The organism is Streptomyces sp. NPDC093510 (assembly GCF_040683555.1).
Taxonomy (GTDB): Bacteria; Actinomycetota; Actinomycetes; order Streptomycetales; family Streptomycetaceae; genus Streptomyces.
The window spans coordinates 65,896-87,432 of the sequence record NZ_JBFBEE010000015.1 but is presented as its reverse complement, the minus strand read 5'-3'; the positions used below and the strand labels follow the sequence as shown (position 1 = coordinate 87,432).

Genomic DNA, 21,537 nt, shown 5'->3' with positions numbered 1-21,537 from the left:
TCCCTGTGTGATCTCGGTATTCGGGATGAAACCCCGCGGAACGCTGGGTCTCACTTATTGGGGTCATCGGACGGATCCGGCGGCGGGTTGGTCTCCCGCCGCCGGGGCAGGCCCGCCGACTCCCCAGATGTGCTGTTCTGCTGAGCGGAGCTTCCGGGGGCGGACCGTTGCTGGTCCCGCCCCGCCCGCTCGCTCTCGATGAGCTCGTTCAGCCAGCGCACTTCGCGCTCCACGGACTCCATGCCGTGCCGCTGAAGTTCGAGCGTGTAGTCGTCCAGGCGCTCCCGGGTACGGGCCAGGGAGGCGCGCATCTTCTCCAGACGCTCTTCGAGGCGGCTGCGGCGGCCCTCGAGCACCCGCATCCGCACGTCCCGCGAGGTCTGCCCGAAGAAGGCGAAGCGGGCGGCGAAGTGCTCGTCCTCGTAGGCGTCGGGGCCGGTCTGCGAGAGCAGGTCCTCGAAGTGCTCCTTACCTTCCGCCGTCAACCGATAGACGATCTTGGCGCGACGCCCCGCGAGCGGAGCCGCCAGGGCGTCTTCGGAGCCGGCGCCCGACTCCTCGATCAACCAGCCGTTGGCGACCAGCGTCTTGAGGCAGGGGTAGAGCGTCCCGTAGCTGAAGGCACGGAACACTCCCAGCGATGTATTGAGCCGTTTACGCAGCTCATAGCCGTGCATCGGGGACTCACGGAGCAGACCGAGCACAGCGAATTCCAGGATGCCGGAGCGCCTGCTCATCTTCGCCTCCCGTCTGCCACGGTCCCTCAGCACGGCCTTTATGCCGAGCTGATGTATCGACTCGATACATCGAGACGATAGAACGGCGATCCGGTTGATACAAGAGGGGGCACGGTGAACGGCGTCACATCACCGATTCGTAGGAAGTAACTTGCCTGATTTGGGGTGAACTTCGGCTCTACGAGGGTTTTGACGGTGCGTAGTCTGTGCGCCATGTATGCCGCCGGGAACCAAGTGACGTATGAGAGCGTCATCGTCCCCGGTGTAGTGCGGGTGAGTTCCGGAACGGGCGCATCCGTACTTCGGGGGGACCGGAAACCAGCCGCCGTTTCCAGGCGTGGACAGCTGCGCCTGCCCGAGGAGTAATCGTTCGATGAGCGAGCACCGTCGCAAACCGCCGCAGCCGCAGGGCGGCGGACGCGCCGCGGCCAGGCGCGGCGCCCCAGCAGCGCCGTCGGGCCGCCGCGCGGCACCGCGCGGCGACACAGGATCGCCCTCTTATGGAGCGCCCGGCCCGTCCCATGGGGCGTCCGGGTCCGGGGCCCCTGACGAGGGGGACCGGCCCTACGGCGGCCGGGCCGAGGCGCGGCGTGCCGCGCAGCGCAGCGGTTCCGTCGGCACGGGTGGCGGCCGCCGCAGGGCGCCCGACGGGGGTGGGCGCTCGGGCGGCGGCGGCCGTCGTGGCGGTGGCGGCTCCGGCGGGTCCGGCGGACCGGGGCGCGGCAGGGGGCGTGGCGCGGAGCCTCCCCGCAAGAAGCGGTTCATCGACTATCCGCGCGCGGGCATGAGCGGCGCGCGCCGCTGGGTGCCGTCGTGGCGTCTGGTCACGGGCATGTTCATCGGCTTCCTCGGCAGCCTGATGGCCGTCGCCGGCATCGCGTACGCCCTGGTGGAGGTCCCGGAGGTCGACAAGGCGGCCAAGGCCCAGAACAACGTCTACTACTGGGCCGACGGCAAGCAGATGGTCGCGACCGGTGGTGAGCGCAACCGCCAGATCATCGATTACGACGACATCCCCCCGGAGATGCGCTACGCCGTCATGTCGGCGGAGAACAAGACGTTCGAGAGTGACAAGGGCGTCGACCCGATGGGCATCACGCGTGCCCTGGTCAACATGGCCAAGGGCGGGCAGACCCAGGGTGGCTCGACCATCACCCAGCAGTACGTGAAGAACGCGCGTCTCGGTGATCAGTCGCAGACGTTCACCAGGAAGTTCAAAGAGCTCTTCATCTCCATAAAGGTCGGCCGGCAGGTCTCCAAGGAAAAGATCATGGCGGGGTACCTCAACACCGCCTACTACGGACGCGGTGCCTACGGCATCCAGGCGGCCGCGCGGGCGTACTTCGACAAGGAAGCCAGTGAGCTGGACCCGAGCCAGTGCGCTCTCCTCGCCACGGTGCTCAAGGGCGCCACGTACTACGACCCGGCCGGCTACCCCGAGATCGACCCCGCTGCCAACAAGGACGACAACACCGCCCGCGCCAAGAAGCGCTGGAAGTGGATCCTCGACGAGGAGGTCAAGGACGGCCGCCTGACCGCCGAGCAGCGGGCCAAGTACACGAAGTTCCCGAAGCTGGAGAACCCGCGGTCGAACATGGACCTGGCCGGACAGACCGGTTACCTCGTGGACCTGGCCAAGGCCTATGTCATCAGGAACACCAACATCACCGCGGAGCAGCTCCAGCAGGGCGGTTACGAGATCCACACGACCTTCGAGAGGGAGAAGGTCGAGGAGCTCGAGGACGCGGTGAACAAGGTCCGTAAGGAGAGGATCAAGCCGAAGCTGCGTCCGGAGAAGGACACGCACGTCCAGTTCGGCGGCGCCTCGGTGGACCCGAAGGACGGCGCGATCAGGGCCATCTACGGTGGCGAGGACGCGACCAAGCACTTCACCAACAATGCCGACCAGACCGGTGCCCAGGTCGGTTCGACGTACAAGCCGTTCGTGCTGGCCGCGGCGTTCAAGTACGGCGTGCGCGACCCGGACGGCGCGGAACAGCAGGCCGAGGCCGAGCGGACCATCGTCAACCCGAAGAGCCTGTACAGCGGCAAGAACGAGTTGAAGATCCAGAAGTACAACGGGCAGGTCTGGACGGACCGCGACGGCAAGCAGTGGAACCAGAAGAACGACGGTAACCAGTCGTACAACCCTCCCACCTACCAGATCGACCTCCGCGAGGCGATGAGGGAGTCGGTCAACTCGGCCTATGTGCAGCTCGGCATGGACGTCGGCCTGGAGAAGGTGAAGGAGGCCGCCATGGACGCCGGCCTCAAGGATGACAGCTCCATGGCCGGTGCCACCTACCCGTCCTTCTCACTCGGCACCTCGTCGCCGAGCGCGATCCGGATGGCCGGGGCGTACTCCACCTTCGCGGCGAGCGGCAAGCAGAACGATCCGTACTCGGTCAGCGAGGTCGAGCACGAGGGCGACACGGTCTATCAGCACGAGAAGCAGACCAAGCAGGCCTTCGACGCGGAGGTCGCCGACAACGTCACCGACGTGCTGCGGACCGTCGTGGACAAGGGCACGGGTACTTCCGCCCAGCTCTCCGGCCGTCCGGTCGCCGGCAAGACCGGTACGACCGACGGCAACAAGTCGGCCTGGTTCGTCGGCTACACCCCGCAGCTGTCGACGGCGGTGAGCATGTACCGGCTCGATGACGACGAGACCAACAAGAAGCGCAAGTTCCTCGAGATGTTCGGCACGGGTGGCGAGAAGAAGATCCACGGCGCCTCGTTCCCCGCGCAGATCTGGCAGGACTACATGGAGCAGGCGCTCAAGGGCAAGCCTGTCGAGAACTTCCCCGTGCCGGGTCCGATCGGCAGGATCGTCGGTGAGACTCCGCCCCCGCCGCCGTCCCCGACGGAGACCGAGAAGGAGCCGGAGGAGAGCACCTCCCCGACGCCCACGGAGTCCGAGTCCTCGAAGCCCCCGTCGGAGACGCCCGACCCCGGCGAGTCCTGTGAGCCGCTGGACTGGGACTGCAACCACGACGGCGGTCAGGAGAACGGCGGTGCCGCTGACGGCGGCGTCGACGGCGGACCGGGCGGGGAGTCACCGCCACCGTCGGACGACCCAGCCGGTGGCGGGGACAACAACGGCAACGGCAACGGAGGCGGGGGCGGCTTCATCGCCGGGCAGCGAGGCTGAGCCGTACCCGCCGGGGTGACTCGGCGGGACGCCCGGGACTCCCCCGCGGATGTTTCACGTGAAACGAGGGCCGTCGCACCGATGGGTGCGGCGGCCCTCTCCGTGTTCTCAGTCGCGTACGGCAGGATGGCGGGCATGCCCAGTGCAGACCCCAGCGCGGAGACGCCGCACACGAGCACGTACGAGCCTGCGAGCACGCAGGAGCCGGAGCCGGTACGGCCCACGAAGGAGGACGAGGTCGCTCGGGCCGGCAGCGAGCTGATCGGGGGCCCGATCGGCCGAAGAGTGCTGTTCGCGGCGACGTGGTGGACTCCCGTGCGCGTCATCGCGCTCGTCGCACTCGGGATGTTCGCACTCGGGATGATCCAGAAGATGCCGTGCTACAACGGCGCGTGGTTCTTCGGGGCGAGCTCGCAGTACACGCACGCGTGCTACTCCGACATCCCGCACCTCTATCAGGGGCGTGGCTTCGCCGACGGCCTCGTGCCGTACTTCGACAAGCTGCCCGGCGACATGGAGTACCTCGAGTACCCGGTCCTCACCGGAGTGTTCATGGAAGTGGCCTCCTGGGTCACACCCGGCAGTGGCTCCATCCAGCACCAGGAAAAGATCTACTGGATGGTCAACGCCGGGATACTGATGGCCTGCACGGCGGTCATCGCCGTGTGCGTCGCGCGCACCCATCGGCGCCGCCCCTGGGACGCGCTGCTCGTCGCCCTGGCGCCGGCGTTCGCGCTGACGGCCACCATCAACTGGGACCTCCTCGCCGTGGCCCTCACAGCCGCCGCGATGCTGATGTGGGCACGCTCGCGTGCACTGGCTTTCGGTGTGCTCCTCGGCCTTGCGACGGCCGCGAAGCTCTATCCCGTGCTGCTCCTCGGGCCGCTGCTCATTCTGTGCTGGCGCGCGGGCAGATGGCGGGAGTTCGGGACCGCGCTGCTCGGCACGGCGGGCGCCTGGCTGCTCGTCAATCTGCCGGTGATGCTGCTCGCGAGCGACGGCTGGTCGAAGTTCTACACGTTCAGCCAGGAGCGCGGCGTCGACTTCGGGTCCTTCTGGCTGATCCTCTCCCAGCGCATGGATTCCCCGCTGACCACCGACACGGTCAACGCCCTGGCGACGGTGCTGATGCTCGTCGCCTGCCTGGGCATCGGAGCGCTCGGCCTCACCGCACCGCGTCGGCCGCGCTTCGCGCAGCTCGCCTTCCTGGTGGTCGCCGCGTTCGTCCTGACCAACAAGGTGTACTCGCCGCAGTACGTCCTGTGGCTGATTCCCCTCGCCGCTCTCGCCCGGCCGCGCTGGCGCGACTTCCTGATCTGGCAGGCGTGCGAGGTCGCGTACTTCCTCGGGATCTGGCTGTATCTGGCGTACACGACGAGCGGGGACGCCCACAAGGGGCTGCCCACGGAGGGATACCAGCTGGCGATCGTCGTGCACCTGTTGGGCACCCTGTACCTGTGTGCCGTCATCGTGCGCGACATCCTGATGCCGGAGCGGGACACCGTGCGGCGGGCCGGGGACGACGACCCGTCAGGGGGCGTCCTGGACGGCGCGCGGGACGTGTTCGTCCTGGGGGCCGCGGGCCGTTCGACGCGGACCGTGCTGCACTCCACCGGGGCGCCCGCCGTGAAGTGGGGCTCGGCCACCGATCTGTCGCACTGAGGAACCGGAAGGTTTCACCCTGAGCGAACACGAGTCGGATCAGTACGCGGAAGGGCCGGTACGACTCGTCGTCGTACCGGCCCTTCCGCTTGCTGGATCGATCCGCCTCAGCGGTCGATGATCCGGTCGAACTGCGTGGTGGTGTGCCGCAGATGGGCCACCAGCTCCTCGCCGACCTTCGGCTCCGGGGCGTCGGAGGGGACGAAGAGGATCGAGACCTGCATGTGCGGCGGCTCCGCGAACCAGCGCTGCTTGCCCGCCCAGACGAACGGCGACAGGTTCCGGTTGACCGTCGCGAGGCCCGCGCGGGCCACGCCCTTGGCCCGCGGCATCATGCCGTGCAGCGCCTTCGGGGCCTCCAGGCCGACACCGTGCGAGGTGCCACCGGCGACCACGACCAGCCAGCCGTCCGACGCGGCCTTCTGCTGGCGGTAGCCGAAGCGGTCGCCCTTCGCGACGGCGGTGACGTCCAGGACGGCGCCGCGGTACTCGGTGGCCTCGTGGTCGCCCAGCCAGAGTTTCGTGCCGATGCGGGCACGGAAGCGGGTCTGCGGGAACTGCTGCTGCAGCCGGGCGAGTTCACCGGCCTTGAGATGGCTGACGAACATCGTGTGCAGCGGCAGGCGGGCGGCGCGCAGACGGTCCATCCAGCCGATGACCTCCTCGACGGCGTCCGAGCCGTCGGTGCGGTCCAGCGGCAGGTGGATCGCGAAGCCTTCGAGACGTACGTCCTCGATGGCCGCGTGCAGCTGCGGAAGCTCCTGCTCGGTGACGCCGTGGCGCTTCATCGAGGACATGACCTCGATGACGACGCGGGCGCCCACAAGGCCGTGTACGCCGTCGAGCGACGACACGGAGCGGATGACGCGGTCGGGCAGCGGCACGGGCTCCTCGCCCCGCCGGAACGGGGTCAGGACCAGCAGGTCGCCGCTGAACCAGTCCTTGATCCGGGCGGCTTCGTAGGTGGTGCCCACGGCCAGGATGTCGGAGCCGAAACGCGTGGCCTCCTCGGCGAGGCGCTCATGACCGAAGCCGTAGCCGTTGCCCTTGCAGACCGGGACGATGCCCGGGAACTGCTCCAGCAGGTGCTTCTGGTGTGCCCGCCAGCGCGCGGTGTCGACATAGAGCGTGAGCGCCATGGCTGGATCCCGTCACCTTTCTCGTGTCTGCGGTGTATCAGAGTTATGGAAGGAAATTGTGCGGGATCAGCGGCGCGACATGTAGATGTCGAGCGCCTTGTGCAGCAGCTTGTTGAGCGGGAAGTCCCACTCGCCGATGTACTCGGCGGCCTCACCGCCGGTGCCGACCTTGAACTGGATCAGACCGAAGAGGTGGTCGGTCTCGTCCAGCGAGTCGGAGATGCCGCGCAGGTCGTAGACGGTGGCACCCATGGCGTACGCGTCGCGCAGCATCCGCCACTGCATCGCGTTCGAGGGCCTGACCTCGCGCCCGATGTTGTCCGAGGCGCCGTAGGAGTACCAGACGTGCCCGCCGACGACGAGCATCGTCGCGGCCGACAGGTTCACGCCGTTGTGCCGCGCGAAGTACAGCCGCATGCGGTTGGGGTCCTCGGAGTTGAGGGCCTGCCACATCTGCTGGAAGTAGCCGAGCGGCCGCGGGCGGAACTTGTCGCGGATGGCCGTGATCTCGTAGAGGCGCTGCCACTCGGCGAGGTCCTGGTAGCCGCCCTGGACGACCTCGACGCCCGCTTTCTCGGCCTTCTTGATGTTGCGCCGCCAGAGCTGGTTGAAGCCCTTCTGGACCTCGTCCAGGGAGCGGTTGGCCAGCGGCACCTGGAAGACGAAGCGGGGCTGTACGTCGCCGAAGCCGGCGCCGCCGTCCTCGCCCTGCTGCCAGCCCATCCGGCGCAGCCGGTCGGAGACCTCGAAGGCGCGCGGCTCGATGTACGTGGCCTCGACGTCCCGCAGCCGCTTCACGTCCGGGTTCTGGATGCCCGCCTTGATCGCCGGAGCGTCCCAGCGACGGATCACGACCGGCGGACCCATCTTCACGGAGAAGGCGCCCTGCTGCTTCAGATGCGCCAGCATCGGCTGCAGCCACTCGTCGAGGTTCGGGGCGTACCAGTTGATCACCGGGCCCTCGGGCAGGTACGCGAGATAACGCTTCAGCTTGGGCAGCTGTCGGTAGAGCACCAGGCCGGCACCGACGAGCTGGCCGGTCCTGTCGTCGAACCAACCCAGGTTCTCCGAGCGCCATTCGCTCTTCACGTCAGCCCATGCCGGGACCTGGCAATGACTCGCCGACGGCAGTGTCTGGATATACGCCAGATGCTGCTCGCGACTGATGGTCCTCAGGGTCAGACTCATTCGGGGCGCTCCTCGGGCTGGTGTGTCCCCATGGGTACAGGGGCTCCGGCTCTCGCGCCGAAGCCTACTGCGCCCTGCGAGCGCCCCGTCTGGGCGTACGGAACTAGGGCCCCGGCCGCTCGGCGCGGCCGGGGTGCCGCGAGGCCGTCAGCCGACGATTCCGCCGAAGAGTCCGCCGTGGGCCATGCCCAGGAAGAACCCGATCGCCGAAGCGCCGAGGCCCAGGATCAGACCGAAGCGTTCCCTGGTCGTCGCCGAGATGAGCTGGCCGTACGCACCGGTGGCGATGCCGACCAGGCCGGTCCACGAGCTGATCAGATGGAGGTTGTGGAACATCGCCGTCACGAAGGCGATCACCCCGAGCACCAGGGTCACGCCGACCAGCGTGTCCTGGAGCGGATGGGACTTGCCGTCCGTGGCGAAGAGGGACGTGGCGGTGTTCGGTCGCATTGCTTGTGCCATGTGAGGCACCTCCTGCGGAAGGCGGCGCATCGTAGCGCCATACACACCCGATGTGTACAGATTCTGCCCGTCCCCCGCCGGATTTCAACCGGAAGCCTCGGTGCGGGTACTCTGTACCGTCTGCACCGGTGTCTGCCCTGGCCACAGCATGAGCCCCCGCTCGCGGGAGCCGATTGTCAGTGGCGGCCGATACCGTTGCGTACGCATCACGACCCTCCTGCCACGGAACGACCGTGGCCGCTGAGTCCAAAGGAGGTGGGTTCCACATGCGTCACTACGAAGTGATGGTCATCCTCGACCCCGATCTCGAGGAGCGCGCTGTCTCCCCGCTGATCGAGAACTTCCTCTCCGTCGTCCGTGAGGGCAACGGAAAGGTCGAGAAGGTCGACACCTGGGGCCGTCGTCGTCTGTCCTACGAGATCAAGAAGAAGCCCGAGGGCATCTACTCGGTCATCGACCTGCAGGCCGAGCCTGCGGTCGTCAAGGAGCTCGACCGACAGATGAACCTGAACGAGTCGGTCCTCCGGACCAAGGTCCTCCGTCCCGAGATGCACTGAGCTCTCTAGCTCAGCAGCACCCGGGAATCGAGTAGCAGCAACAAGCAGCCAGCAGCAAACCCGCCGAGAGGTTCCCCCATGGCAGGCGAGACCGTCATCACGGTCGTCGGCAATCTTGTCGACGACCCCGAGCTGCGCTTCACCCCCTCCGGTGCGGCGGTCGCGAAGTTCCGTGTCGCGTCCACCCCCCGCATCTTTGACAAGCAGACCAATGAGTGGAAGGACGGCGAAGGCCTGTTCCTGACCTGCTCGGTCTGGCGTCAGGCGGCGGAGAACGTCGCGGAGTCGCTCCAGCGAGGCATGCGCGTCATCGTGCAGGGCCGGCTGAAGCAGCGGTCCTACGAGGACCGTGAGGGCATCAAGCGCACGGTCTACGAGCTGGACGTCGAGGAAGTCGGCGCCAGCCTGAAGAACGCCACGGCCAAGGTCACCAAGACCACCGGTCGAGGCGGCCAGGGCGGTTACGGCGGCGGCGGTGGCGGCGGCCAGCAGGGTGGCGGCGGCTGGGGCGGAAGCTCCGGCGGCGGTCAGCCGCAGGGTGGCGGCGGTGCTCCCGCCGACGACCCCTGGGCGACCGGTGCGCCGGCCGGCGGCGGCCAGCAGCAGGGCGGCGGCGGTGGCGGCTGGGGCGGAAGCTCCGGCGGCTCCGGTGGCGGCTACTCGGACGAGCCCCCCTTCTAAGCCTCAGGGCCTGGGTCCTCAGGGCTTTCAGGCCTCCGGGCCGAGGGTGGGCCGTAACCCCACTTCTTGATCACACAGGAGAAACACCATGGCGAAGCCGCCTGTGCGCAAGCCTAAGAAGAAGGTCTGCGCTTTCTGCAAGGACAAGGTCACGTACGTGGACTACAAGGACACGAACATGCTGCGGAAGTTCATTTCCGACCGCGGCAAGATCCGTGCCCGCCGCGTGACCGGCAACTGCACGCAGCACCAGCGTGACGTCGCCACGGCCGTGAAGAACAGCCGTGAGATGGCGCTGCTGCCCTACACGTCCACCGCGCGATAAGGGAAGGGTGACCGACTAATGAAGATCATCCTCACCCACGAGGTCTCCGGCCTCGGTGCCGCCGGCGAGGTCGTAGACGTCAAGGACGGCTACGCCCGCAACTACCTGATCCCGCGGAACTTCGCGATCCGCTGGACCAAGGGTGGCGAGAAGGACGTCGCGCAGATCCGTCGTGCTCGCAAGATCCACGAGATCGCGACCATCGAGCAGGCCAACGAGATCAAGGCCCAGCTCGAGGGCGTCAAGGTCCGCCTGGCCGTCCGCTCCGGCGACGCCGGTCGTCTCTTCGGTTCCGTCACCCCGGCCGACATCGCTTCGGCGATCGAGGCTGCCGGTGGTCCGAAGGTCGACAAGCGCCGCGTCGAGCTGGGCTCGCCGATCAAGACGCTGGGCGCCCACGCGACGTCCGTGCGTCTGCACCCCGAGGTTGCCGCGAAGGTCAACGTCGAGGTCGTCTCCGCCTAAGCACTGCGCTTGGCAGAGCTGAAGCAATCGTTGGGCCGTACCCCTCGGGGTGCGGCCCAGCGTGCTTCACGAGAGAGTGCTCGGGCTGTTTCACGTGAAACGTTCAGCGCGTGGCGCCCGTGACGATCCAGTGGCCGGAGCGGGAACGCAGCCACAGAGTCACCATTCGTACCGCCATCATCAGCGTCATCGCTCCCCACAGCGCGGTCAGACCGCCGCCGAAAGTCGGTACGAGCAGGGCGACGGGGGTGAAGACCGCCAGCGTGACGATCATCGCCTTGGCGAGGTACGGTCCGTCGCCCGCGCCCATCAGGACGCCGTCGAGGACGAAGACGATGCCGCAGATCGGCTGAGCGAGAGCGACTACCGCGAGGGCGGGCAGCGCCGCGTCATGGACGGCGCCATCGCTGGTGAAGAGCGGGATGAACAGCGGCCGTGCGAGGACGACCAGCAGACCGAGTACGACGCCCGAGGCGATGCCCCACTGCACCATCCGTCGGCAGACGGCACGGGCGCCGTCCGGATCGTCGGCGCCCAGGTAGCGTCCGATGATCGCCTGTCCGGCGATCGCGATGGCATCGAGCGCGAAAGCCAGCAAACTCCACAGGGACAGAACGATCTGGTGGGCGGCGATGTCGGAGTCGCCGAGACGGGCCGCCACGGCGGTCGCGATCATCAGGATGGCCCGCAGCGAGAGCGTGCGGACCAGGAGCGGTGCGCCGGCTTGTGCACAGGCCCGGATTCCGGCGGCATCGGGGCGCAGCGAGGCGCCGTGCTGCCTGGCGCCACGGATGACGACGAAGAGGTACACGGCGGCCATGCCGCACTGGGCGATGACGGTTCCCCATGCGGAGCCGGCGATGCCGAGGTCGGCGCCGTAGACCAGGGCGACGTTGAGGACGGCGTTGGCGACGAAGCCGCCGATCGCGACGTACAGCGGGGTCTTGGTGTCCTGAAGGCCGCGGAGCACGCCTGTCGCGGCGAGCACGACGAGCATGGCGGGGATGCCGAGCGAGGAGATCCGCAGGTATGTGATGGCGTACGGGGCCGCGGTGTCCGAGGCGCCGAAGAGGTCCACGAGGGCCGGTGCGGTGGGCAGGACGACGGCGATGACGACGGCTCCGAGGAGCAGGGCGAGCCAGATGCCGTCCATGCCCTGCCGGATGGCGGCCGGGAGATCTCCCGCGCCCACCCTGCGGGCGACGGCGCCCGTGGTGGCGTACGCGAGGAAGACGAAGATGCTCACCGCGGTGGTGAGGAGCGCCGAGGCGACGCCGAGGCCGGCGAGCTGGGCGGTGCCGAGGTGCCCGACGATGGCGCTGTCGGCGAGCACGAAGAGGGGCTCGGCGACGAGTGCGCCGAACGCGGGGACGGCGAGCGCGATGATCTCTCGGTCGTGCCGTCGCCGAGCGGCCTTGGGCGCCGCGGGAGCCTGTGTCATGGGCACCAATCTAATCTTCCACAGGTAAGAGATGCAACGTTCTTTAGACCCTTACTTCGCCTGGCTCTCGGCGCGTCGTCCGGCGTGTTTTGCAACGATCTTGGTCCGACCGGGAAAGTTTTTCTTCTGCACAGCCGGTGGATGGGAAAAGTGCAGGTCAAGCGGCATTTTAAGAACTCGCTGAGTGCTTGTTCACAGGGCTGTCCACCGGGCCGTGCACAGGTTTCGCGGAGTTCTCCACAGCATCGGGCCCGTCATCCACACCGCCTGTGGATAACCAGATTGGCTGACGGTGCCCGCGGGCCTACCGTGGTCCGGCGCCCGCCTCGTCGTACGGCCTCGGAAACCCGGGAAAACCGACGCGTCAGAACCGGAGTTGGGCCCCCGTATTTGTCAGTGTCGTGCCGTACGAAAGAGGGGCACGGCGAGGTCCGCGCGGCGGACGGGAGGAGGTGGCCCGGTGAGTATCTCCGAGCCTTTGGACGACCCCTGGGCCGACAGCGGTCCCAGTGACCGTCTGCCCGTCTCCCGCCAGCGCCGCGACGGAGGCCGGGGCCGTGACGAGCAGCACGACCGCGGCCGTGAGGGCGGCTGGGACGGCGGAGGTTCGTCGTTCGAGCGCGTTCCCCCGCAGGATCTCGACGCGGAGCAGTCGGTGCTCGGCGGCATGCTGCTCTCCAAGGACGCGATCGCCGATGTCGTCGAGGTCCTCAAGGGCCACGACTTCTACCGGCCGGCGCACGAGACGATCTACGCCTCGATCCTCGACCTGTACGCGAAGGGCGAGCCGGCCGACCCGATCACCGTGGCGGCCGAGCTCACCAAGCGTGGTGAGATCACCAAGGTCGGCGGCGCATCGTATCTGCACACGCTGGTCCAGACGGTTCCGACCGCTGCGAACGCCGAGTACTACGCGGAGATCGTCCACGAGCGTGCGGTGCTGCGCCGCCTCGTCGAGGCCGGTACGCGCATCACCCAGATGGGATACGCGGCCGACGGCGACGTCGACGAGATCGTCAACAGCGCCCAGGCCGAGATCTACGCGGTCACCGAGCAGCGCACCACCGAGGACTACCTGCCGCTCGGCGACATCATGGAGGGTGCCCTCGACGAGATCGAGGCGATCGGCTCGCGCTCGGGGGAGATGACCGGTGTGCCGACCGGCTTCACCGACCTCGACCAGCTCACCAACGGCCTGCACCCGGGCCAGATGATCATCATCGCCGCCCGTCCCGCCATGGGTAAGTCGACGCTCGCCCTCGACTTCGCGCGCGCCTGCTCGATCAAGCACAACATGCCGAGCGTGATCTTCTCGCTCGAAATGGGGCGCAACGAGATCGCGATGCGTCTGCTGTCCGCCGAGGCGCGCGTGGCCCTGCACCACATGCGCTCCGGCACGATGACCGACGAGGACTGGACGCGCCTCGCCCGGCGCATGCCGGACGTCTCGGCCGCCCCGCTCTACATCGACGACTCCCCGAACCTGTCGATGATGGAGATCCGCGCCAAGTGCCGCCGCCTCAAGCAGCGGAACGACCTGAAGCTCGTCGTCATCGACTATCTGCAGCTGATGCAGTCGGGCGGTTCCAAGCGGTCCGAGAGCCGCCAGCAGGAAGTCTCGGACATGTCGCGAAACCTGAAGCTCCTGGCCAAGGAGCTGGAGTTGCCGGTGATCGCGCTCTCGCAGCTGAACCGTGGTCCCGAGCAGCGCACCGACAAGAAGCCGATGGTCTCCGACCTGCGTGAATCCGGTTCGATCGAGCAGGACGCGGACATGGTGATCCTGCTGCACCGCGAAGACGCGTACGAGAAGGAATCACCTCGCGCGGGCGAGGCGGACATCATCGTGGGCAAGCACCGTAACGGCCCCACGGCAACGATCACGGTCGCCTTCCAGGGCCATTACTCGCGCTTCGTGGACATGGCGCAAACCTGATCCCGGGGGCCCGCGTCACGCGACGGCGGTTCCCTCGAGCTCGACCAGCTGGCCGGGGATGGCCAGTCGCGTCACTCCGAGCATCGTGGTGGTCGGCGCCACCCCGGCAGCTCCCAGCCGGGCTGCCAGCACGCCGTAGTGCTGGAGGAGCAGATCGACGTCGGTCGTGTAGACGTTGAGCCGGACGAGGTTCTCGGGAGACATGTCGGCCTCGCCGAGCACGGCCTCCAGGTTGTCGATGCTCAGCGCCAACTGCGCTGCCATGTCACCGTCGTGCCGAGGCTCGCCGTCGCCGCTCATCGCCGTCTGCCCCGAGATGTACAGGGTCCGGGTGTGGCCGGACACGAGCTCACCCTGGTTGAACCCCATCTCCACCGACCACTTCACCGGGTTGACCGCCGTTCGCTCCATCGCCACGTCAGCTCCATTCGCTTCATTCGGACTTCGTGCCATATCGGTTGTCGCGTTGACGAGCGTCGCAGCGAATCACGACATCCTTGGTCATGTATTTCGATAAAGTTCCCGCATGCGCGCCGACCGGTTGGTCTCACTGGTCCTGCTCCTGCGTCAGCGCGGTCGGCTGACAGCGGACACGCTCGCCCGGGAGCTGGAGGTGTCCACGCGCACCGTGCTGCGTGACATCGAGGCGCTGTCCGCGGCCGGCGTCCCGGTCTACGCCGAACGTGGTCGGCACGGCGGTTTCGCGTTGTCGCCCGGTTTCCGGACCGAGCTCACCGGACTGAACCACGACGAGGCCCTTGCCCTGCTGACGGCTGGGTCCGGGCGCGGCGAGCAGGTGTTCGGCCTCGGCTCGGCGCTCGCCTCGGCCATGCGGAAGGTGGTCGACGCACTGCCCGAAAGCCATCGGGCCACCGCGAGCGACGCGGTTCAGCGGTTCCTCGTCGACCCGGAGACCGACCTGCTCTCACGCCGGCTGGTCGCCGAGGAGGTACCCGACGCCACGATGATCGAGGTTCGGCGGGCGGTGCTCGCCGGGCACAGGCTGCGCATCCATTACGAGGCCACGGATCAGACACCGCAGTGGCGCACGGTGGACCCGATCGGCCTGGTCACCGTGCGCGACCGGGCCTACTTGCTGGCCACGAGAGCGGGCGCGGACCGCACCTACCGGCTGTCGCGGGTGCTGGCCGCCGAGGAACTTCCCGAAACGGCGCAGCGACCGGTCCAGGTCGACCTGGACCGGATCTGGCGGGAACGCTCCGCGCAGTTTCTCTCCGGCGGCGACCACATCACCGTACGAGTCAGGGTGAACCCGGCGCGGCGCGAGGAGTTGCTGGACACCGCGCTGGCCGTCCGTGCGGAGGAGCCCGACGGTGACGGCCGGCTGCGGCTGGAGGTGACCTTCCAGGACTCACGACACGCCGAGTGGGCGCTGTGGCAGCTCGGCGCGGACGCGGAAGCCCTGGCCCCGCAGTCGTTGCGCGCCTCCCTACGTGACCGTGCCGCCGCGATGGTCACGTGCTACGCAGAGCCGTAGTCACGTCGTCTCGACGGCCTGGCGGTGCGAGAGGGTGATGCGGCGCCGGGTCGGGTCCACGTCGAGGATCTTGACCAGGAGGCTGTCGCCGACCTGGAGGGCGGGCTGAGGGGTGTCCGGACGTGCGGCGGAGAGTTCGGAGTTGTGCACCAGGCCCTCTAGGCCGTCGTCCCTGTCCTCGATGCGTACGAACACACCGAAGGGGATGACTTTGGTGACCTGGCCGACGATCGTTCGGCCTGTCTGCTCGGCCAGCAAGGGCAGGGGGTCTTCGTGGAGGGCCTTGAGGGACAAGGACACGCGTTCGCGTACCAGGTCGATGTCGAGGATCTCGGTGTCGATCACCTGACCGACGGAGACGACGTCGGAGGGGTGGCTGAGGGGGCGCCACGACAGCTCGGGGATGTTGATGATCGCTGCGAAGCCGCCGCCGCTTTTGCCGCTACCGCTCCCGTCGGGGCCCCCGATGTCCACGAACGTGACGCCGAAGTCAGCGGTTTGGATCACCGTGCCACTGATGATGTCGCCTCGGCGGAGTGTCCTGATGAAGTCCCAGTTCCGGTCGCTCGCTGTGGGCTCGGGCCGCCAGCGGGCGCGGAGCACGCCGTCGCTGTCGGGCATGACGGCGGTGAACAGGGGCACGCAAGCGAGGGCGTGGGCGTCGGTATCCGTGGCCGTATCGGTGTCGGCGTACCCGGACAGAAGCATCGCCGCAACGGCACCTGATATTCGGGCGGTCAGCTGGGGGAACTCGGTCTCGTCGGCGATCGCGCTGCGGATACGGCCGCTCTCGTCTTCCCACACCCCTTCGACGAGGCCCTCCGCGGGGAGCGCGTCGAGGACCGCGGCCGTGTCCGACGACAGGTGCGGCCATACGGCCAGGCGGGCGCGGGGAGCGATCCGGGAGCGCACCGCGTCGACGGTGTCGCGGGTGAGCCGGTGCCATCGCGTGGCGCCTTCGAGGTACGTCTCCTCCAAGGCCCCGGCGCGACCGGAGGCGACCGCCCAGTGCACACCGGCCCAGAATGCGTCGTCACCCGGCCGGACGATGTCTTCGTCGCTGGTCTCCATGGCGTACGGGGAGGCGTCCAGACGTTCCGGGAAGAGTCCCAGCGCACGGGTGCGGGCCAGTGCTCGCCCGCCGGGCCGCCTGCTGCCGACGTAGAGGTACTGGTCCCATCCGACATGCACGGCGAACGCGTCCTCCCACTCCAGGCGGCACCAGGCACCCGACTCGCGGAGCATGAGCCGCGTCAGTTCCAGGCCGACAGCGAGCGGAACGTCCGCTCCGTCGTGGAAACCGGCGAGGCCGGTCGGGAAAAGCGCGGCGAGTCCGAAGTCGTCCTGGGGGCGGCCGGTACCGAAATGCGCGAGGGAGGGGACCTGCGGCTCGCGTACGGACAGTCGGTCGATTCCGGCTTCCGCAGCGAACGCCTCGACCGCTTGCAGGTAGGCATTCTCCAGCACGCCGTGATCACTGACGCTGTCCTCGGCACCGGTGTAGTGCCCGTGTTCGTCGCGGTCGGCAGGGTCGTATTTGGTGACGCGGTAGACGTAGGGGAGCTGCACGTCGCCATCTTGCGGCATGGGGCCGGCCCCGCGGCACTCAGATGCCGGCCCTGATGGGGCGTAATCCGGCCCTACGGAGGCTCAGAACGCGTTGAGCCCGGTGAGTTCGCAGGAGAGGTCCCAGAGGCGGGCTGCCGCGTCCGGGTCGAGGGCCCAGGGCTTGACGCCGCCGATCAGCATGTCGTCGGTGGTGGCCGGTTCGGCGATGTCGCAGTCCTGGCAGTAAGCCCCTCCACGCTCGGCCGGCAGCGGCGAGGTGGCCGCCCACACGGCTGTCGCCGCGCCCTGCTCCGGTGTCTTGAAGCCGGCGGCCGGTGTGCCGTCCGGGGTCACCCAACCCTGTGCGAGCCACTCCTCGCGGGGGATGTGGCGCTGCAACGGGGTGAGGATGCTGCCGGGGTGCACGGCGAAGGCGTGCAGGTCCTGGGCGGCGCCGAGGCGGTCGAGGTGCAGGGCGAAGAGGGCGTTGGCGGTCTTGGACTGCGCGTAGGCCAGCCACCGGTCGTAGCCGGTGCGGAAGTGCGGGTCCGTCCAGCGGATGTCGGACAGGAAATGTCCGGAGGAAGCGACCGCTACGACGCGGGCGCCGACGGGCGCGAAGGCCGGACGAAGACGGTGGGTCAGTGCGAAGTGCCCGAGGTGGTTGACGGCGAAGTGCGCTTCCCAGCCCGGACCGACACGCGTCTCCGGACAGGCCATCACGCCCGCCCCGTTGATGAGGAGGTCGAGGGAGCGGCCGGTCTCGATAAAGCGCTCGGAGAAGACGCGGATGCTCTCCGGATCCGCGAGGTCGAGGGCGTGCACCTCTGTCCGCGGGATGTCGCGCAAGGCGTTCTCGGCGGTCTCGGGGCGGCGGGCGGGAACGACGACGTGCGCGCCCGCGCGGACGAGCGCGCGGGTGGTCGCGAGGCCGAGGCCGGAGTACCCGCCGGTCACCAGAGCCGTGGTGCCTGTCAGATCCGTGCCCGTGAGGACGTCGTCGGCCGTGCTGAGGGCGCCGAATCCGGAGCCCAGCTTCTGCTGCTTCTGCTGCGCGGTGATCATGTCGGCGACGCTAGAACCTAGAGTGCGAGCTAGGTCAAGGGTCGTTGGCGCAGAGACAGTCGAAGGGGCCGGGCGAGGGATGAGCGGGCAAGCGGGCGGTCTGTCCATAGGGAAGGTCGCAGAGGCGACCGGCCTGAGCGTGCACGCGCTGCGGTTCTTCGAGCGGGAAAAGCTCTTCCTGCGCGAGATCCCGCGTTCCGGCGGAGGCCGGCGGGTCTATGAACAGGCGGACGTGGACTGGCTCCTGCTGTGCGGGCGGCTGCGGGACTCGGGCATGCCGATCGCCACGATCAAGAAGTTCGCCGCACTCGTGCGTTCGGGACCAGGCAACGAGCCGGACCGCCTCGCGCTGCTCCAGGAGCACGAACGCAACGTACGCGCGAAGATCGACGACCTCGACGCCTGCCTGGAAGTCATCCACGGCAAGGTCGTCACCTACGAGCAGCACCTGCGCGACGGGACAGCCGCAGGACTCTGGTCACCGTCGCCGCTCACACTCCCGCGTCGCGATTCGTCGGTGAAGTGACGGACCAGGACGACGCCGCCGCGGCAGGCAGCGGCGCCGGGCAGACGCTTGAGGAGAGAACTCATGCAGGCTCGCATGCAGAACCCCACCGTGATCTTCCCCGAGGCCATGAAGGCCGTGCTGATCCTGTCGAAGGTCGCCAGGAAGCAGGGCCTGCCCCAGACGACGATCGAGCTGGTGCAGCTGCGCGTGAGTCAGATCAACGGAAGCAGCGTCTGCGTGGACGGGAACGCGCGCAGTGCCACCGCGGCGGGCGCCACCGACGAGCAGTGCGCGGCCGTGGCCGCCTGGCGGAGCACGTCCTGCTTCACCGCGGAGGAACGCTCCGCTCTCGCCCTCGCAGAGGCCGTCACCCGGGTCGCGGACCGGCCCGACGCGGTGCCGGCGGCGATCTGGGACGAGGCCGCGAAGTACTTCACCGAGCAGGAGCTGGCAGCGCTCGTCCTCGCCATCGGGGTGGCCAATATGCTCAACCGAATCAACGTCACCACGCGGCGGGCGGCCGGATCGCAGCCCTGGGAGGCATGACGGAGCGGGGTGCCCGGACCGGCAGGGCGAGGCGCTTCGAATTCGCTCGACGCACGGGCTTCTCCCAGGTGAACTGGTCCCATGACGACACCCCATGAAGAGCTGCTCCCCTCCACCCGTCGAGCTCTGCTGCACCGCATCGCCACCGCTCAGACGGAGGGCCGTTCCCCGTCACTGGTCGCCGCTGTGGCCAGGGACGGAGAGTTGGTGTGGAGCGGCGGTCGCAGCATGGTGGACGGGCACGAGCCGGACGAGAACGTCCAGTACCGCATCGGTTCGATCACCAAGACGTTCACCGCCGTGCTGGTCATGCGGTTGCGTGACGAGGGCGTGCTGGATCTCGGCGACCCGCTGGAGAAGCACCTTCCGGGGACCGGTGCGGGGGAGGTCACCATCGCCGAGCTCCTCGCGCACACCGGCGGGCTTGCGGCCGAGACCCCGGGCGAGTGGTGGGAACGCACTCCCGGAACGGTGCGCCCGGAGCTCGCCGACGTTCTGGGTGAGGCCCCCTTCAAGCACCCCGTCGGCCGGAGCTTCCACTACTCCAACCCCGGCTACACACTGCTCGGTGCGCTGGTGGAGGCGCTGCGGGGTGCCCCGTGGGAGGAAGTGCTCCGCCGCGAGGTGCTGGAGCCGCTGGGGCTGAGCCGCACGAGTGCCCAGCCGCAGGAACCGCACGCCGGCGGCTGGGCGGTGCATCCCTGGGCGGACGTGATGATGCCGGAGCCCGTCGAGGACCTGGGGTTGATGGCTCCGGCCGGCCAGCTGTGGTCCACCACGGCGGACCTCGTGCGCTTTGGATCCTTCCTGGTGAAGGGCGACGACCGGGTTCTCGGCGCGGATTCCGTACGGGAGATGCGGACGCCGTCGGCTCCGCTGTCGGCGGGGGAATGGGACAGGGTGTACGGCCTGGGACTGGACGTGCTCCGGTGGGAGAGGGGCAGCCTGGCCGGGCACGGGGGCTCGCTGCCGGGCTTCCTCGCCGCCTTGTGGGTGAGCGAGGCGGACGGTGTGGCGGCGGTCGCGCTCGCCAACTGCACGTCGGGGCCGCCGGTCGGCGCGCTGGCCGTGGACCTGGTGAAGATCGTGTCCGAGGCCGAGCCGCGAATTCCGGAGCCGTGGCGGCCTCTTCCCGAAGTCGACGGGAAAGTACTGGAGTTGGCCGGTCCCTGGTACTGGGGCACGCAGGTGCTCGTGCTCCGGCTGACGGCCGACGGAGGGGTGGAGCTGGGGCCGCTGTCCGGCTGGGGACGCCAGGCTCAGTTCCGGGCCAACGGTGACGGCACGTGGACGGGGCTCAGTGGGTACTACGCCGGGGAGCTGTTGCGGGCGGTGCGGCGGCCGGACGGTTCGGTGAGCCATCTCGACCTCGGGTCGTTCGTCCTCACCCGCAAGCCGTACGACGAGGGGGCGCCGGTGCCGGGCGGGGTCGATCCGCAGGGCTGGCGCGGCTTCTAGCCTCTGGCTCTTGGCCTTGACGGTACGGGGGCTGTTTCACGTGAAACAGCCCCCGTGAAACAGCCCCCGTCATGCGAACACCCGCATCTGTTTCACGTGAAACAGGCCGTCCCGCCCTCCGATTGGGGCCGAACAGTGGCCTCAGAGCTGCAACTTGAAGCCCACATGCGACGCCGAGAAGCCGAGCCGCTCGTAGAAGCGGTGGGCGTCGGTGCGGGTGGCGTCGGAGGTCAGCTGGACCAACTGGCAGCCCTGGCGCTGCGATTCCTCGACGGCCCACTCGATGAACCGTGTTCCGAGCCCACTGCCGCGCTCGTCTGCATGGACGCGCACTCCCTCGATGATCGAGCGGGTGGAACCCTTCCGGGAGAGCCCCGGAACGATCGTGAGCTGGAGCGTGCCGACGACGCGCCCCTGGCGCTCGGCGACGACCAGATGCTGGTTCGGGTCGCCGACCAGCCGCTCGAACGCCGTGACGTACGGGGTGAGGTCCTCCGGCGATTCGCGTGCGGCGCCCAGGGGGTCGTCGGCGAGCATGCCCACGATGGCGGGCAGGTCCGTGGCGACAGCAGGGCGTATCTCAAGATCTCCCATGGTCGCAGCCTATGCGTAGGCGTAGCCCGAGGCGTAGGCCTTACGCAGGTACGCGCAGTGTTTCGACGGCCTTGACCAGCGGGGCGAGCTCGGGGTTCCGCGCGGCCTCGTCGAGGGCCTCCCGCAGGGCGCCGTCGTTGGTGGGGCGCGCCTCGTCGAGCAGCGTGGCGCCGGCCTCGCTGACGTCCGTGTAGATGCCGCGGCGGTCGGTGGGGCACAGATAGCGGGCCAGTAGGCCTCGCTCCTCGAGCCGGGTCACCAGGCGGGTGGTCGCGCTCTGGCTGAGCACCACGGCATCGGCGACCTGCTTCATCTGCAGGTGGCCGCCTTCGCCGTCGTGCTGGCGGTTGAGGACGTCGAGCAGGCTGTACTCCCGCACGCTCAGGCCGTGCTTGGCCTGGAGGGCGCGCTCGACGTGGGCCTCGATCTTCCCGTGGAGCAGAGAGAGGGCGCACCAGCTCTGGGCGAGCGCGGTGAGTGCGGGGTCTGTCGCTGTCATGGCTCCTCGTTCCTCCGTCCCGGAGTGCCGTAGCGGCTGTGGCTGCGGCTGAACCCAGGATAGTCCACCGATGCAAT

21 protein-coding genes are annotated in these 21,537 nt (G+C 68.5%); 11 read left to right on the top strand and 10 right to left on the bottom strand.

Going from position 1 to position 21,537, the window contains the following annotated elements; translation table 11 throughout:
• Positions 1-50 precede the first annotated feature (50 nt).
• Positions 51-737, bottom strand: coding sequence for a helix-turn-helix transcriptional regulator (locus AB0N81_RS24560; RefSeq protein WP_365361779.1), 687 nt, complete (start codon positions 735-737; stop codon positions 51-53).
• A 373-nt stretch (positions 738-1,110) separates the two neighbouring features.
• On the opposite strand from AB0N81_RS24560, the gene AB0N81_RS24555 reads away from it, so the two are divergent.
• Both AB0N81_RS24555 and AB0N81_RS24550 read left to right on the top strand, forming a co-directional pair.
• On the top strand, positions 1,111-3,888 hold the full coding sequence (locus AB0N81_RS24555) for a transglycosylase domain-containing protein (RefSeq protein WP_365361777.1): 2,778 nt from the start codon (positions 1,111-1,113) through the stop codon (positions 3,886-3,888).
• Positions 3,889-4,023: 135 nt separating this feature from the next.
• Positions 4,024-5,550 (top strand): glycosyltransferase 87 family protein, encoded by a 1,527-nt coding sequence (locus AB0N81_RS24550; RefSeq protein ID WP_365361775.1) that lies wholly within the window; start codon positions 4,024-4,026, stop codon positions 5,548-5,550.
• A gap of 107 nt (positions 5,551-5,657) precedes the next feature.
• Here the strand turns inward: AB0N81_RS24550 and AB0N81_RS24545 are convergent, their stop codons facing one another.
• From AB0N81_RS24545 to AB0N81_RS24535, 3 genes are all read right to left on the bottom strand, one after another.
• Entirely contained in the window at positions 5,658-6,689 is a 1,032-nt protein-coding gene (locus AB0N81_RS24545) for an alanine racemase (protein WP_365361773.1), read from the bottom strand.
• A 66-nt stretch (positions 6,690-6,755) separates the two neighbouring features.
• On the bottom strand, positions 6,756-7,877 hold the full coding sequence (locus AB0N81_RS24540; protein ID WP_125513930.1) for a peptidoglycan bridge formation glycyltransferase FemA/FemB family protein: 1,122 nt from the start codon (positions 7,875-7,877) through the stop codon (positions 6,756-6,758).
• 147 nt (positions 7,878-8,024) lie between these two features.
• Positions 8,025-8,339 (bottom strand): hypothetical protein, encoded by a 315-nt coding sequence (locus AB0N81_RS24535; protein WP_365361771.1) that lies wholly within the window; start codon positions 8,337-8,339, stop codon positions 8,025-8,027.
• 266 nt (positions 8,340-8,605) lie between these two features.
• Between AB0N81_RS24535 and rpsF the strand changes: the two genes are divergently transcribed.
• The 4 genes from rpsF (at position 8,606) to rplI (ending at position 10,367) form a co-directional block, all read left to right on the top strand.
• Complete coding sequence (gene rpsF / locus AB0N81_RS24530) at positions 8,606-8,896, top strand: 30S ribosomal protein S6 (protein ID WP_016644628.1); 291 nt, start codon at positions 8,606-8,608, stop codon at positions 8,894-8,896.
• 78 nt (positions 8,897-8,974) lie between these two features.
• Positions 8,975-9,577, top strand: coding sequence for a single-stranded DNA-binding protein (locus AB0N81_RS24525; RefSeq protein ID WP_365361769.1), 603 nt, complete (start codon positions 8,975-8,977; stop codon positions 9,575-9,577).
• An 88-nt stretch (positions 9,578-9,665) separates the two neighbouring features.
• The gene (gene rpsR / locus AB0N81_RS24520; protein ID WP_003949403.1) at positions 9,666-9,902 is read left to right on the top strand and encodes a 30S ribosomal protein S18; all 237 of its coding nucleotides are present in this window, start codon (positions 9,666-9,668) and stop codon (positions 9,900-9,902) included.
• An 18-nt stretch (positions 9,903-9,920) separates the two neighbouring features.
• On the top strand, positions 9,921-10,367 hold the full coding sequence (gene rplI / locus AB0N81_RS24515) for a 50S ribosomal protein L9 (RefSeq protein WP_365361767.1): 447 nt from the start codon (positions 9,921-9,923) through the stop codon (positions 10,365-10,367).
• A 103-nt stretch (positions 10,368-10,470) separates the two neighbouring features.
• Here rplI and AB0N81_RS24510 read toward each other — a convergent pair whose 3' ends face one another.
• Entirely contained in the window at positions 10,471-11,808 is a 1,338-nt protein-coding gene (locus AB0N81_RS24510; protein WP_365361765.1) for an MATE family efflux transporter, read from the bottom strand.
• Between the two features lie 460 nt (positions 11,809-12,268).
• Here AB0N81_RS24510 and dnaB point away from each other — a divergent pair, with 460 nt between their 5' ends.
• Positions 12,269-13,744: a replicative DNA helicase gene (gene dnaB, locus AB0N81_RS24505; RefSeq protein WP_365361763.1), complete on the top strand. Its 1,476-nt coding sequence runs from the start codon at positions 12,269-12,271 to the stop codon at positions 13,742-13,744.
• Positions 13,745-13,759: 15 nt separating this feature from the next.
• Here dnaB and AB0N81_RS24500 read toward each other — a convergent pair whose 3' ends face one another.
• Positions 13,760-14,155, bottom strand: a complete 396-nt coding sequence (locus tag AB0N81_RS24500) for a RidA family protein (protein ID WP_365362068.1) — start codon at positions 14,153-14,155, stop codon at positions 13,760-13,762.
• Positions 14,156-14,270: 115 nt separating this feature from the next.
• Here AB0N81_RS24500 and AB0N81_RS24495 point away from each other — a divergent pair, with 115 nt between their 5' ends.
• Positions 14,271-15,242, top strand: a complete 972-nt coding sequence (locus AB0N81_RS24495) for a WYL domain-containing protein (protein WP_365361761.1) — start codon at positions 14,271-14,273, stop codon at positions 15,240-15,242.
• On the opposite strand, the gene AB0N81_RS24490 is transcribed toward AB0N81_RS24495, so the two are convergent.
• On the bottom strand, positions 15,243-16,829 hold the full coding sequence (locus tag AB0N81_RS24490; protein WP_365361759.1) for a S1 RNA-binding domain-containing protein: 1,587 nt from the start codon (positions 16,827-16,829) through the stop codon (positions 15,243-15,245).
• A 63-nt stretch (positions 16,830-16,892) separates the two neighbouring features.
• Positions 16,893-17,855: an SDR family NAD(P)-dependent oxidoreductase gene (locus AB0N81_RS24485; protein ID WP_365361757.1), complete on the bottom strand. Its 963-nt coding sequence runs from the start codon at positions 17,853-17,855 to the stop codon at positions 16,893-16,895.
• 79 nt (positions 17,856-17,934) lie between these two features.
• On the opposite strand from AB0N81_RS24485, the gene AB0N81_RS24480 reads away from it, so the two are divergent.
• The 3 genes from AB0N81_RS24480 to AB0N81_RS24470 all read left to right on the top strand — a co-directional run bounded on the left by AB0N81_RS24480 (position 17,935) and on the right by AB0N81_RS24470 (position 20,367).
• Positions 17,935-18,381, top strand: coding sequence for a MerR family transcriptional regulator (locus AB0N81_RS24480; protein ID WP_365361755.1), 447 nt, complete (start codon positions 17,935-17,937; stop codon positions 18,379-18,381).
• Between the two features lie 63 nt (positions 18,382-18,444).
• Positions 18,445-18,909 carry a carboxymuconolactone decarboxylase family protein gene (locus tag AB0N81_RS24475; RefSeq protein WP_365361753.1) on the top strand — a complete coding sequence of 155 codons (465 nt, stop codon included), beginning with the start codon at positions 18,445-18,447 and terminating at the stop codon, positions 18,907-18,909.
• Between the two features lie 81 nt (positions 18,910-18,990).
• A complete protein-coding gene (locus AB0N81_RS24470; protein WP_365361751.1) occupies positions 18,991-20,367 on the top strand; it encodes a serine hydrolase domain-containing protein in 1,377 nt (458 codons plus the stop codon).
• 141 nt (positions 20,368-20,508) lie between these two features.
• Here the strand turns inward: AB0N81_RS24470 and AB0N81_RS24465 are convergent, their stop codons facing one another.
• The gene (locus AB0N81_RS24465; RefSeq protein WP_365361748.1) at positions 20,509-20,961 is read right to left on the bottom strand and encodes a GNAT family N-acetyltransferase; all 453 of its coding nucleotides are present in this window, start codon (positions 20,959-20,961) and stop codon (positions 20,509-20,511) included.
• Between the two features lie 40 nt (positions 20,962-21,001).
• Entirely contained in the window at positions 21,002-21,460 is a 459-nt protein-coding gene (locus tag AB0N81_RS24460; RefSeq protein WP_365361746.1) for a MarR family transcriptional regulator, read from the bottom strand.
• Positions 21,461-21,537 lie beyond the last annotated feature (77 nt).

Coding starts and splice junctions, on each gene's coding strand:
- rpsF (WP_016644628.1), top strand. CDS start 8,606: ATGCGTCACTACGAAGTGATGGTCATCCTCGACCCCGATCTCGAGGAG.
- AB0N81_RS24490 (WP_365361759.1), bottom strand. CDS start 16,829: ATGCCGCAAGATGGCGACGTGCAGCTCCCCTACGTCTACCGCGTCACC.
- AB0N81_RS24560 (WP_365361779.1), bottom strand. CDS start 737: ATGAGCAGGCGCTCCGGCATCCTGGAATTCGCTGTGCTCGGTCTGCTC.
- AB0N81_RS24460 (WP_365361746.1), bottom strand. CDS start 21,460: ATGACAGCGACAGACCCCGCACTCACCGCGCTCGCCCAGAGCTGGTGC.
- AB0N81_RS24545 (WP_365361773.1), bottom strand. CDS start 6,689: ATGGCGCTCACGCTCTATGTCGACACCGCGCGCTGGCGGGCACACCAG.
- rpsR (WP_003949403.1), top strand. CDS start 9,666: ATGGCGAAGCCGCCTGTGCGCAAGCCTAAGAAGAAGGTCTGCGCTTTC.
- AB0N81_RS24480 (WP_365361755.1), top strand. CDS start 17,935: ATGAGCGGGCAAGCGGGCGGTCTGTCCATAGGGAAGGTCGCAGAGGCG.
- AB0N81_RS24550 (WP_365361775.1), top strand. CDS start 4,024: ATGCCCAGTGCAGACCCCAGCGCGGAGACGCCGCACACGAGCACGTAC.
- AB0N81_RS24555 (WP_365361777.1), top strand. CDS start 1,111: ATGAGCGAGCACCGTCGCAAACCGCCGCAGCCGCAGGGCGGCGGACGC.
- AB0N81_RS24540 (WP_125513930.1), bottom strand. CDS start 7,877: ATGAGTCTGACCCTGAGGACCATCAGTCGCGAGCAGCATCTGGCGTAT.
- AB0N81_RS24475 (WP_365361753.1), top strand. CDS start 18,445: ATGCAGGCTCGCATGCAGAACCCCACCGTGATCTTCCCCGAGGCCATG.
- AB0N81_RS24510 (WP_365361765.1), bottom strand. CDS start 11,808: ATGACACAGGCTCCCGCGGCGCCCAAGGCCGCTCGGCGACGGCACGAC.
- AB0N81_RS24470 (WP_365361751.1), top strand. CDS start 18,991: ATGACGACACCCCATGAAGAGCTGCTCCCCTCCACCCGTCGAGCTCTG.
- rplI (WP_365361767.1), top strand. CDS start 9,921: ATGAAGATCATCCTCACCCACGAGGTCTCCGGCCTCGGTGCCGCCGGC.
- AB0N81_RS24465 (WP_365361748.1), bottom strand. CDS start 20,961: ATGGGAGATCTTGAGATACGCCCTGCTGTCGCCACGGACCTGCCCGCC.
- AB0N81_RS24500 (WP_365362068.1), bottom strand. CDS start 14,155: ATGGAGCGAACGGCGGTCAACCCGGTGAAGTGGTCGGTGGAGATGGGG.
- AB0N81_RS24535 (WP_365361771.1), bottom strand. CDS start 8,339: ATGGCACAAGCAATGCGACCGAACACCGCCACGTCCCTCTTCGCCACG.
- AB0N81_RS24495 (WP_365361761.1), top strand. CDS start 14,271: ATGCGCGCCGACCGGTTGGTCTCACTGGTCCTGCTCCTGCGTCAGCGC.
- AB0N81_RS24525 (WP_365361769.1), top strand. CDS start 8,975: ATGGCAGGCGAGACCGTCATCACGGTCGTCGGCAATCTTGTCGACGAC.
- AB0N81_RS24485 (WP_365361757.1), bottom strand. CDS start 17,855: ATGATCACCGCGCAGCAGAAGCAGCAGAAGCTGGGCTCCGGATTCGGC.